We start from the raw sequence: 11,751 nt of genomic DNA on the forward strand, positions 1-11,751 counted from the left end.
TGTTAACGTAGTGTTTGGTTGTTCGTTCGTTTCCCCATGCCGAGTTCAACGATGGATCGATTCTCGTTTTCAAGTTTTGCCCGCTACGCCGTTTTGCCAATTGCCTTCGTCGTCGGCGGGTGCGGTTCGTCTTCGTCGCCAACGCAGGAGACGCCTGAGGTTTCGACCGAATCCAACGTGACCGAGCCTGCGGTAGAACCCGCGGCGGTCGATTCTCGGCAACCTAATTTGAACACGCCTGGCGGAATCACTCTGCCCGAAGGTGATCTGCCCGACGCACCCGTCAAGCGATCCAGTCCCGCCGAGGGCGGTATGAGTTTGCCGGAAGATTTGGACATCAGTGCGGCAGACGGCGAAGCGGCAGGCAGTGATACGTCAACCGTTTTGGTTGCCGCTGCGAAAGACGTTTCCATTGAATACGCCAAGTGGGAAAAGGTTCGCGAGAAAGCGGGCAAGACAGGCAAAGTGACGGTGGTGGATGTTTGGTCGTTGGCCTGTGGTCCTTGTTTGAAAGAGTTTCCGAACTTGGTGGCGATGCAGAACCGATTCGGAGAAAAGTTGGTCGCGATTGGAGCCAACGTGGACTTTGATGGTCGCAAGACTCGACCACCGGAGTCGTACGAACCAAAGGTCACTCAATTTCTTTCCAGCGTTGAAGCGGAATTCACGAACTACATCGTGCAAACACCCAGCGACGAGGTGTTTGAGGCGATTGGAATTGGATCCATCCCCGCGGTGATTGTGTTCGATGAAGACGGCAAGATGGTGAAACTGTTTTCTGATGTCGGAGAAAGCGCGGGCTTCACCTATGAAGCTGACATTGTTCCGCTGGTTGAGAAACTGCTGAACTGAACGCGTCTTCGACTATCCTTCGGTGCAGTCGTTCTTGTGCAAGGCGACTTGCATTCACTCGTGCTTTAGCGGTGAAACTCCGTTGGACTTTGTCATGAATCATTTTGTCGTCGCCGATCGCCAACGTGTTTGCTTGAATGCTTGCGTTGGCTTCTTTCTTGTTCTGTGCAATGGTGTCACGTCATCCGCCGCACCTCCGACGACAACGCTGCGACAAGCGATTCCGCTGGAAACGCAATTGCGTGACGCTGATCCGCTGTACTTAGCCGAGCAATCACGACTGCGTGGCGATGCTCGACGCGGAGCCTTGGTTTTCTACAAATCGGCCGCGAATTGTGTGAGTTGCCATGGGGACGATTCCAACACATCGCCTCTCGGACCGCCAATCGCTCAGCTTGGCAAGGATTTGACGGACGAATACCTCGTCGACGCTTTGCTACGACCTTCCAAACACATTCGCGAAGGATATGAAACCTATTCGGTGTTGACCGTGGATGGTGAAGTCTTCAAAGGCATGCTGGTCAAGCAGGACGACGCTGCGATCACGATGCGGCTTGGTCAAACGCCGGAAAAGGATTTCACTTTGTCACGTGACGAGATTGAGGTGATGAAGAAGGACGAGCAGTCCATGATGCCGGCGGGATTGATGAAGTCGATCAAGACGCAACGCGAATTTTTGGATCTGTTGCGGTACCTGATGAGCGTGGTTCGAGGTGGCAAGTCAGCCGAGGAAGAGTTGCGACCGTCGCCGGAGCAGTTGCTCGTCAGAGATGACTCGATCAATCTGGACCACGCCGGCATTATCCGGTCGCTGCGGTCACGCGATGTCAATGAAGGCGAGAGTTTGTTTCGAGGCGATTGTGCCAATTGCCACGGAATGGACGGCAAGCAGCCTGCACTACCTACCGCTCGGGCATTCAGTTCGCAGGAACTGAAGTTTGGTGCTGATCCCTACAAAATGTTCATGACCCTGACCAAGGGCAATGGACTGATGGGGCCGATGACGTATCTGACTCCGCACCAACGATACCAAGTGGTGCACTACATTCGCGAAACGCTGATGAAGGATCAGAATCCGGGCTATGAGCCGGTTAGCGATGCGTATCTGGATTCGCTTCCCAAGGGGACAGAAGATGGCAAGCGTTTCGAGATTCAACAACGCGATTTTGGGTTGGCTTTGGGCTCGCAATTGCGACGTGACTACCCCAGTGTGCTGACGTTGCCGCTGGGCGAACTGACGGTTTCCTACAACTTGCACGCGATGGATTTGGCGGACGTTTGGGCTGGTGGATTCTTAGACCTTAGCGAAACCCAGCATCAACGTCCTCGCGGGGAAGGCACGGCCAATCCGGATGGGATGACGGTTGCTGGTTTGGCAGCGTGGCATTGGGGACACGATGGCGAGCTGGACTATTCTCGCGAAGGTTGCCTGCCACGCGGTCCGCTACCAGCGAAGTGGATGGACTATCACGGGTATTACGCACTCGATGATGAGGTCGTGTTGAGCTACCAGATCGACGGTCGCGAAGTATTGGAGCGTGCAGTGGCGATTGATTCGCGGACGCTCTCGCATGAGCTGTGGATCGGCCCGGGGGATTCACTTGTGTTGTCGGTTGGAAAAGGACCGGCCGAGGCGAATGATTGGAAAGTGGACCAAGAGACAGGGCTGGCGTCACTTCAAGGTTCTGACGCGCAAAATCATTCGTTCGCGGCGGCAAGTGTCGCCGGCAAGAGCCACGATGTGTCCTGGGAACTCGCGTCCGAGCAACGTCTGAAGTTGACCATTCCGGCGGATCGATCGGCTCGAAGTCTGCGAGTCACGGTGGGTGTGGGTGATGCGGATCAAGAGCTCGCCGCATTCAAGGCTTTGTCTAAGAACACGTTGAAAGAACCTGTCGCAGATCTGTCATCGTTGATTGAACGCCCGTCCTCGAAGCCGGCTCCCCAACGCTGGCCCGGAGAGATCACGACGGTCGGCACCTTGGGATTGGAACAAGACGGCTACGCTCTCGACACGCTGACGCGCCCCGATTCAACTCCGTGGAACACTTGGTTTCGCACCACGGCGCTCGATTTCTTTGACGATGGGCGGATGGCGATCGCGACTCACGGCGGTGACGTTTGGATCGTTTCGGGAATCGATGAAACACTCGACGAACTTCGTTGGAAACGTTACGCCGCGGGTCTCTATGAACCCTTTGGGGTGAAGGTTGTCGATGGCGACGTGTTTGTGACCTGTAAAGATCGGCTGGTGCGGCTTCACGATCGCGACTGGAATGGCGAAGCGGACTTTTACGAGAGCTTCAATGCGGACACGGATGTATCCACGAACTTTCACGCTTTCAACTTCGATTTGCAAACCGACTCGGAAGGGAACTTCTACTACGCCAAGAGTGGGCATGGTGCCGACTTTGCGTTGCCCGGTGCCGTTTGGCGGGTTTCTAAAGACGGCAAAGAACGCGAGGTGGTTTGCACCGGATTCCGAACGCCAAACGGGCTCGGCACGTTGCCGGGCGGACGCATTACCGTGAGTGACAATCAGGGGCAATGGACTCCCGCGTCAAAGGTTTCCATCGCCAAACCAGGCACTTTTCATGGCTGGGTTCCGACCTATTCGATTCCGGACAAATGGGAGCCGGATGGAGGCAAGATCGATATCAAAAAGGTAGTTGCTCCGGAAACGTTTGAGCAGCCGTTGGTGTGGATGCCGCAAGCTTTTGACAACTCGTCCGGTGGCCAAATTTGGGTTGAGGATGATCGCTTCGGGCCGCTATCGAATCATCTACTGCACACCAGTTTCGGCAAAGGATGGATGTCGATGATGATGATTCAGGAGGTCGGTGAGACCGCGCAAGCCGCCATCGTGAAGCTGCCCTTTGATTTCTCAACGGGAATCATGCGAGGTCGAGTCAACCCGCACGACGGCCAGGTCTACGCGACTGGTTTGCAAGGCTGGAACGGCGGTGGGCGGTTTGGGCTGGATGATGGAGGCGTGCAGCGACTTCGCTACACCGGCACGCCTCCCAAAATGATCACCGACGCCCGTGTGGTTGCCGGCGGTTTGGAATTGGATCTTAACTTCCCCGTGAACGCTGAATCGGTCCTCGAAGGAGACGCCGTTTCAATCGTCCAGTGGGACTACTTGTGGAGCAGGGCCTACGGATCGGATCAATACATCCCCGGCACTGCCGAATCAGACGACCCAAAGATTGGCACCGAAACTTTGGTTCCCCAATCGGTGCAAGTCAACGCCGTTCCGGGTGAACCAGGCTCGTCGCGATTGCGATTGAACCTGCCAACTCTAGGGCCGGTCGATCAGTTGCAACTGCAATTGCGGATTCAAGCTGATGACGGAGAAGCGTTTGATGAAGAGGTGTATTGGACGATCCACGTCGTGCCCTCAAGCGATCCGCGATGACGCGAGTGTTTGCTGTGAGATAGGCGTCCAGTTGTCGTGAGTGCACTGACAGGCTGGAAGCCTATCCCACATTCACAGTGTGAGGTAACTCACGGAGTGCTGGGTGAATTTGCGATGCCTTGGATGACGTCTCCGCTTTGTTGGGCTGCTCGGTGAGCGATCGTTTGTAGGTGGGTGGCGTATTCGGGGGCGAGTTTGTCGGGCACGAATTCGTTGCCGATCGGGCTCTCGCCGTACAGGCATTCGAACCACACGCACGCGCCCAAGTACTCGCCTGCGGAGTTGGCATGGTGCCCGTCCATCTTCAGTTGTTGATTGCCATCGCTTGCTCGCCAACGGTATCCCACGTGCAGCGAGTGAGTTTGGTCGGGTAGCTCAGGGTACTTGAGTGTGTTCGCATCAAAGTTAGCCGGCGCGCGGTAGCCGTACTTGGGATGATTGTCCGCCGCCCAGAACGCGTCGCCGACGGGAATGCGATTGGCTGACAGCTCGTCGACAATGGTTCGGTAGGCTTGGCTGAGCCCTTCATACATGGCTTGCTGGGTGGCAGGTTCTCCGATCGCAGGTTTGGTTCGGCTGAATCGTGGATCGTCGCTTCGATATGCCCAAGTCTGATGCACCAGCAACTTGGCTTGCGGTGCATCGCGACGAATGATGTCTGCCAACTGCTGAGCGTACGGACGGTAGGTTTCGATGTCGTGGCTTTTGATGCTGAGCTGCTGAATGGTTACGAAGTCCCATCGTTCGCTTTGCAGTGCTTCTTGGAGGATGTCGCCGTTCTTGTACCGGGCGAGTTCGGCGGTGGGGTCTGCTTCGTATGCCAATGCCTTCTGCGCATGCAACTCCAGGGGCGAACCACCGATTGAAAGCATCTTGTGCGTCAGCTTGTGACCAGCCGCCTCAACAATCTGGTTCAGATAGCGTGTCGCGTTGTGAGTGAAGCTGTTGCCGATCGTCAGAATGCGAACATGTTTCGGCTCGTCGTGGGGTGGCTGCTGGGGCGAGTCCGCGTACGAGGGCGTGACAAGCTCCAGCGACAGGAAGGTTAACGAGCAAACGAAGGAAAGCGATCGCAACATGGTCGGTTCATTCCTCTGGAGATGGTGGGAAGCAGCGGCGGGGCAGCTATCGTACTTGAAAAGAAGTGGCCAATTGTTGAACGGTGATGACGCTGTGAACATCGTCCTCGTACCTTCTCCCTCGCATTCGCCAAGCCGGCGTCGCGAGAACTCCCTATAAAACGTTGTTTCGAGGGAGGTGGACGGCGCGACGGTTGGTCCAAAAAAGAAGGGAGCCCCGGGGCTCCCTTCTAGTCAATCGAATTTCAGGCTGCGTTTCAGGCCTGGTCTGGGAAGAATTTCGCCAGAGTTTCCTGCGGTGGTTTTGGTGTCACCAGGGAAACCACAACCATCGCGATCAGGGTGCTGAACACCATCGCAACGACTGGCATCACTTCGTAGCTCTCGCCACCGATTGGCAGACGCAAGACGTATTTGCTCAGCCCCTGCGGGTCCAAGGTGCCTTGGTAGAACAAATACGACCAACTGGTGATAGCGGCCAGAATTCCAGCGATCGCTCCGGACGCGGTGAGGCCGCGCCAATACAACGCCGCGACAACCAGTGGGAACAACGAGCTGAATCCGCTGAAGCACCAGACTCCCAACGCAAACACACTGCGAACGTTGCCGAGACTGAGCAGGTACGTGATCGCAACAATCGCAACGATGAACAAACGCGTGAAGAGGACTTGCTGTTTGTCGGTGAAACGGTCTGCACCAAACGTGTGGTTGACCACGTCGTTGTTGAACATCGTTCCAATGCAGAGGAACTGACTGTCCAAGCTGGACATGATCGCGGCCAAAATCCCGGCGGCCAGGAATCCACCCAGGATGGGTGCGGTTTGGGTTTTCACCAGGAACGGCAGAACCTTGTTGGCATCAACAATGTCGCCACCAGGCAAACGTGGCAGCGGTGGCTTCGCCGGCATCAATTCGCCGGTCGCCCAGACTCCCACCAATACGCATGGCACCCAGACAATCATGATGAACAGCGGGTGGCAAACGACGGACAGCTTGAACGTGCTGGCTTTCTTTGCCGTCATCCAGTGTTGGAATAGGTGCGGGAACATGCCCACAGACAACGGGATCATCAGGTAGGTGAAGAATTTCGTCTTGCTCATCTCCACCCGCGTTTTGCCTTCTTCCGGTATGGATTCGCCAAGCACGCGAAGGTTCTCGAAAAAGCCGTCTTGTTTGCCAAGCTTGTTCGCAATGACGAAGAACGTCACCACACCCAAGACCATGAAGACCAACGTTTGGAATGTATTGGCCCAGGTCGTGCCTCGCATACCGCCAAAGAACACGTAGACCAGCACGACCGTGCAAATGGTCAAAGATCCGAGCCACGCGGGAATGCCGCCATGAACGGCCGGATCGATTCCGCCGGGGCCGCCTTCCAGCTTAACCGGGAACATGTCAGGGGCCAGTCCCGCGGTCAGGGCTTGGACAACGCCACCGGCACTGATCACACCGACCAACAGGTACGGGATGATCATTCCAACCAGGATCGGAAAGAGCAGCCAGCCGACCAAGTTGTTGTTGAGTCGGTCGCGAAAGAATTCGATTTGGGTGGTGTAGTTGTGAGCGCGAGCGAAACGCCAGACTTTGACACCGATCAAGAAGAAGCACAGCGAGTGGATGATGCCGCTGCTGCTGGCCAGCATCCCGTAGACGCCGATGCCTTCTCGGAAAGCTTCGCCGCTGCTGCCGACCAGAGCGAACGCCGTCATCGTCGTCCCAAACATGCTCATCAGCAGCAGGAACGGACCAATCGAATGGCTGGCAACTTGATAGTCTTCCTTGGTTCCTTTGAACAAACGACTGCTGAACAGTCCCAAGGCGAGCAATAAGCTCAGGTACACCAAGATAATGATGAACTGAGGAACCCCGTTTTGCATTTCGGCAATCATCATCGTTGCGGCTCCTCTTCATCGAGAGGCCAAGCGACTCGTGTCGCCAAGAACCAGGTGAAGGATGCGGCGATTGAGATGCCGGCGTGCCACGCCAATCCGATGGGCATGAATCCGAACAGCAGCGTGTCGTTGTGCCACAACCAATTGTCTTGGTGAAGAATCAAGAGCACGATGACCAAGCCGGCGATGAGGAGAGCTCCGCTTGAAAGACCTTTCCGGTCAGGCGGAGCGGACGAATCAGTCGAGTTGGGCATGATGGAGAGTTCTGGGCGAGACGTGGAAGGAAGGTGGGAACGGCGGTTTCTGATGCGAAATGACCTTTCGAACGCGCAAGCCGTTCACTTTGGCACCAAAACGATCGCCGGATCAGTAGTCTAATGCCATCGCGGGGGCGACGATATCCATGGTTTGAATTACTGTAAGTGCGATCGGTTCGGCGTTGCCCGGATGATCATCCGCCCCCATCCCGCCGCAGCGAATCAACGTCGGCACCATCGAATCGTTTCCTGACGCATGCTAAACATTCTCGACCCGCAGATCTGGCCTATTTGGCTGACCATTGGCGTCACCATCGCCTTGTTGCTGGGGTTGGCGACTCGGGCGGCTGCGACCGATTTGTTGGCGTTGACCGCTTTGACAGTGTTGGTCGTCGTTCAAGATTTGACCGGAACTCCATTGCTGCCCGATCCGACGCAGGCGGTCGCGGGGTTTGGCAACAAAGGTTTGATCACGATTGCGTTGCTGTTCGCGGTCGTCGCGGGATTGGAATTGACCGGCGGAACTGAATTGGCCACGGGTTGGTTGCTTTCCAAAGCGAAGAATCTTCGCGACACCCAAATTCGGATGCTGTTGCCGGTGGCGTTGTTGAGCGGGTTTCTGAACAACACCCCCGTTGTCGCCGCGATGTTGCCAGTCGTCGGGGACTTGGGAAAGCGTTTGACAATCAGCCCCAGTCGATTGTTGCTGCCGCTTTCCTACGCTGCGATCCTGGGCGGGATGTGCACGTTGATGGGAACCAGCACCAACCTGTTGGTTCGCGACGAGTTTGTTCAATACGTCAATGAAGCGAAAGCCGCGGGCGCCGACGTTGAGGTGGCCGAGCTGAATTTCTTCACTCCAGCGATCGCCGGCATCCCAGCCACCATTTTGGGATTGATCTACATCATCGGCGCGTCCAAGTGGATGTTGCCCGAACGCAAGCCCGCCGTCAGCGTTGGTGATGATCCCCAGAAATACACCGTCGAGATGCAAGTCGAATTGACCGGACCGCTGGTGGGCAAGACTCTGCAGGAGGCCGGACTGCGGGCACTTCCAGGATTGTATGTTGCCGAAATTCAGCGAGCGGACGGGCGTATTGAACCGGCCAAACCGGATCAGCGTCTCTTCGGCGATGACATTTTGATTCTGGTAGGTGATGTCGATAGCGTTGTCGACCTTCGGAAGATCCGTGGTCTGATCACGCCGGGTGACCAAGCTCGCAAGTTGGAAATTCCGGCTTGGCGACGAACGTTGGTCGAAGCGGTTGTCAGTCCGCGATGCAGCTTGATTGGGAAAACGATTCGAGAAGGTCGTTTTCGATCAAACTTCAACGCAGCCGTTGTTGCGGTGGCGCGAGGTGGCCGGCGTTTGGAGGGTAAATTGGGGGACGTTCGGATCGAACCCGGTGATGTGTTGTTGCTGGAAGCGTCCAAGTCGTTCATGCACCGCCAACGTGCCGGGAGCGATTTCTACTTGATCAGCAGCGTCGATCGCGGTGAAATTCGCCGGCACGAACACGCTCCGTTGGCGCTCGGGATCATGCTGGTGATGGTGATCGCCGCGGCTTTGAATTGGCTATCGATCCTGAGTGCGGCCATGTTGGCGGCGGTCGCGATGGTTTTGACTCGTTGCTGCACTACATCTGAGGCTCGTCGCAGCATCGATTGGTCAGTATTGATCGTGATCGGCTCGGCAATTGGAATCGGACGTGCGATGGAACAAAGCGGAGCAGCCGGATTGATTGCAAACGGCTTGTTGAATATCGGGCAAGGCAGTGCTCTCGGGACATTGATTGCGATTTACGTCGCGACCGTGATTTGCACTGAGTTAATCACAAATAACGCTGCCGCCATGTTGATGCTACCGATCGCTTGGACAGCCGCATCCAAGGTTGGCACGGATCCGATGCCAATGGTGATCGCGGTGATGATCGCGGCCTCGGCGAGTTTCCTGACTCCGTTTGGATACCAAACCAACACAATGGTTTACGGGGTCGGTGGGTACCGATTGCGAGACTACATCCAATTTGGTCTGCCGCTCAGCATCATTGTGGGAGTCGTTTCGATCGGAATGTTGACTTGGTGGTATCAATGACTTGTTCACTACCCACTGTCCCGCTTGGCGTTCCGCCGAGTTCTTCCAATCCAACTGAACGTGTAGCTGGTGTCTTTCTTCGATGAGTGAGCGTTTTTCAGAAGCCCCTATTTCGCGTCTGGTCGGATTTGAAGTTCAACCGAGCGAAATTGCCGATGGGGAACCGGACGCGGGTCAGGCAATCGTGAACATCAATTGTGGTCCACAGCATCACAATCCGATGGGACGTGTGCACGGTGGTTTGGTGTCTGCGTTGGCGGACGCGGCGATGGGAATTGCTTTTGGGCGAACGCTGCTTTCCAGTGAAGATTTCTCGACCATTGAAATGAAGGTCAATTTCATTCGTCCCATTCGCGAAGGACGTTTGTCAGCGAAGGCGGTGGTGATCCAGCGTGGGTTACGGATCGGTTTCGTCGAATGTCAAATCACTGACAAACGCGGGAAGTTGGTCGCGACCGCATCATCGACTTGCACGGTGTTGGCGGGCGGCTGATCGGACGAACAAGCGGCGACAACAAGGGCGACTTCTGACAACACGAGGCGATCCTTGTGTTAGACTGGCGGCCCTTCCTTTCAATGCCGTCGGGATCGCTTGCACTCGCTATGGCGTGGGCACCGCGAATCATTCCCGACGTCAGTCGCCCCCAGTTCCCACCTCAGCGATTGTCGATGCGAAAGCTACCAGTCCCGTTTTCTATTCTGTTTTGCGTTCTTGTTTGTTCGACCGGGCAAGCGACTGCGGATGAAAAAGCCAGCGAACCAAAGGCCAGTGATGACCGGCCCAACATTGTCTGGATCATCGCGGATGATTTGGGACCTGAATTGGCATGCTATGGCTATCCGGACGTGGCGACACCTAATGTTGATCGTCTAGCCAAGCGCGGGCGCCTCTTTGCAAACGCGTTCAGTACTTCGCCGGTGTGCTCTTCGTCGCGTTCGGCATTCCAAACAGGACGCTACCAGACTTCGATCGGCTGCTATCACCATCTCACCCGCGACAAGAAGGAGTTGCAGGTTCCAACGGCGATCGATTGGTTGCGAGAGGCGGGCTATTTTATCTCCCACGGCAACGGCGAAGTCGGCAACAAGAAGGCGAACAAGTACGGCGTGAACTACCTGTACGACAAGCGAACGCATTTCGACGCCTACGACTGGTCCGAACGCGAACCTGGGCAACCATTCTTTGCACAAGTTCACATCCATGAACCGCATCGTCCGTTTGTGAAGAGCGATCGCCAACGCACTGACGCGTCGATCCCTCCTCATTACCCGGAGCATCCAATCACTCGTGCCGATTGGTCCAACTATCTGGCCACGATCGAAGTGATGGATCAGAAAGTCGGCGGGATACTCGACCGACTGGAAGCTGAAGGAATCAGCGAGAACACATTGGTGATCTTCTTTGGTGATCATGGCCGGCCGCATGTCCGAGGCAAGCAATGGTTGTACGAAGGCGGGTTGCACACGCCTATGATTGTTCGCTGGCCAGCCAAGTTATCAAAGGCGAGTGTTGAAGCTGGTTTGGCGACTTTGTTGGATGTTGTTCCAACGACGTTGCAGGCCGCCGGGATTGATCCACCGGAACTGCCAGGAAAGTCTCTGTTGGAAAACGAATGGTCCGGCCATGAATACATTTTCGCTGCGCGGGATCGCTGCGGGGACGCACCCGATCGCATCCGAAGCGTGCGAAACGAGCGGTTCAAATACATTCGCAACTTCCATCCAGAAAAGCCGTACTTGCAACTGAGCAGCTACAAAAAGCTTTCCTACCCAGTGGAAACCTTGATGAAGGTGTTGCACGCCGAAGGACAATGGGGCTCGCCATTCATGGCGGAGAATCGTCCTGAGGAAGAACTCTACGATCTATCCAACGACCCGCATGAAATGCACAACCTCGCGAAGGACGAAGCTTACCAATCGAAATTGTTGGAACTTCGAACGACTTTGAATGATTGGATGAACGAAACCGTTGATCAAGGCGGCGTTGATGAGAGTCGAACGGTCAACTTGGAAGAACTGATGGCGGAAAAACGCAGGTGGTACGAACGCACGATGGAGCGACGGGGCCTCGAGCCTTCCGTGTCCGACAGTGAGTACCTTCAGTGGTGGGCGACCGAGTTGGGTGTTGAATGAGACCTCGTGTCTCGTTCGCAGGTTC

8 protein-coding genes are annotated in these 11,751 nt (G+C 55.7%); 5 read left to right on the top strand and 3 right to left on the bottom strand.

Annotated features, from left to right (window positions below):
- Positions 1 to 51: 51 nt before the first annotated feature.
- Together RE6C_RS21555 and RE6C_RS21560 are read left to right on the top strand one after the other, a co-directional pair.
- Entirely contained in the window at positions 52 to 852 is an 801-nt protein-coding gene (locus tag RE6C_RS21555) for a TlpA family protein disulfide reductase (RefSeq protein ID WP_236618406.1), read from the top strand.
- Positions 853 to 874: 22 nt separating this feature from the next.
- On the top strand, positions 875 to 4,270 hold the full coding sequence (locus RE6C_RS21560; RefSeq protein WP_008660054.1) for a DUF6797 domain-containing protein: 3,396 nt from the start codon (positions 875 to 877) through the stop codon (positions 4,268 to 4,270).
- Between the two features lie 89 nt (positions 4,271 to 4,359).
- Here the strand turns inward: RE6C_RS21560 and RE6C_RS21565 are convergent, their stop codons facing one another.
- The 3 genes from RE6C_RS21565 to RE6C_RS21575 form a co-directional block, all read right to left on the bottom strand.
- Positions 4,360 to 5,349, bottom strand: coding sequence for a DUF4886 domain-containing protein (locus RE6C_RS21565; protein ID WP_008660056.1), 990 nt, complete (start codon positions 5,347 to 5,349; stop codon positions 4,360 to 4,362).
- Positions 5,350 to 5,606: 257 nt separating this feature from the next.
- Positions 5,607 to 7,241, bottom strand: coding sequence for a sodium:solute symporter family protein (locus tag RE6C_RS21570; protein ID WP_008660057.1), 1,635 nt, complete (start codon positions 7,239 to 7,241; stop codon positions 5,607 to 5,609).
- Positions 7,238 to 7,495 (bottom strand): DUF3311 domain-containing protein, encoded by a 258-nt coding sequence (locus tag RE6C_RS21575; RefSeq protein WP_007327431.1) that lies wholly within the window; start codon positions 7,493 to 7,495, stop codon positions 7,238 to 7,240. Before RE6C_RS21575 ends, RE6C_RS21570 begins: the two co-directional genes overlap by 4 nt.
- A 259-nt stretch (positions 7,496 to 7,754) precedes the next feature.
- Between RE6C_RS21575 and RE6C_RS21590 the strand changes: the two genes are divergently transcribed.
- The 3 genes from RE6C_RS21590 to RE6C_RS21600 all read left to right on the top strand — a co-directional run bounded on the left by RE6C_RS21590 (position 7,755) and on the right by RE6C_RS21600 (position 11,726).
- A complete protein-coding gene (locus tag RE6C_RS21590) occupies positions 7,755 to 9,593 on the top strand; it encodes an SLC13 family permease (protein WP_008660061.1) in 1,839 nt (612 codons plus the stop codon).
- An 82-nt stretch (positions 9,594 to 9,675) separates the two neighbouring features.
- On the top strand, positions 9,676 to 10,086 hold the full coding sequence (locus RE6C_RS21595; protein ID WP_007327433.1) for a PaaI family thioesterase: 411 nt from the start codon (positions 9,676 to 9,678) through the stop codon (positions 10,084 to 10,086).
- 176 nt (positions 10,087 to 10,262) lie between these two features.
- The gene (locus tag RE6C_RS21600; RefSeq protein ID WP_039962975.1) at positions 10,263 to 11,726 is read left to right on the top strand and encodes a sulfatase family protein; all 1,464 of its coding nucleotides are present in this window, start codon (positions 10,263 to 10,265) and stop codon (positions 11,724 to 11,726) included.
- Positions 11,727 to 11,751 lie beyond the last annotated feature (25 nt).

It is taken from the genome of Rhodopirellula europaea 6C, from assembly GCF_000338295.1.
In the GTDB taxonomy this organism is placed as follows: Bacteria; Planctomycetota; Planctomycetia; order Pirellulales; family Pirellulaceae; genus Rhodopirellula; species Rhodopirellula europaea.

Bases quoted from the DNA above. Each gene is read 5' to 3' on its own strand.
- RE6C_RS21555 (WP_236618406.1), top strand. From the start codon at position 52: ATGGATCGATTCTCGTTTTCAAGTTTTGCCCGCTACGCCGTTTTGCCA.
- RE6C_RS21565 (WP_008660056.1), bottom strand. From the start codon at position 5,349: ATGTTGCGATCGCTTTCCTTCGTTTGCTCGTTAACCTTCCTGTCGCTG.
- RE6C_RS21570 (WP_008660057.1), bottom strand. From the start codon at position 7,241: ATGATGATTGCCGAAATGCAAAACGGGGTTCCTCAGTTCATCATTATC.
- RE6C_RS21575 (WP_007327431.1), bottom strand. From the start codon at position 7,495: ATGCCCAACTCGACTGATTCGTCCGCTCCGCCTGACCGGAAAGGTCTT.
- RE6C_RS21590 (WP_008660061.1), top strand. From the start codon at position 7,755: ATGCTAAACATTCTCGACCCGCAGATCTGGCCTATTTGGCTGACCATT.
- RE6C_RS21595 (WP_007327433.1), top strand. From the start codon at position 9,676: ATGAGTGAGCGTTTTTCAGAAGCCCCTATTTCGCGTCTGGTCGGATTT.
- RE6C_RS21600 (WP_039962975.1), top strand. From the start codon at position 10,263: ATGCGAAAGCTACCAGTCCCGTTTTCTATTCTGTTTTGCGTTCTTGTT.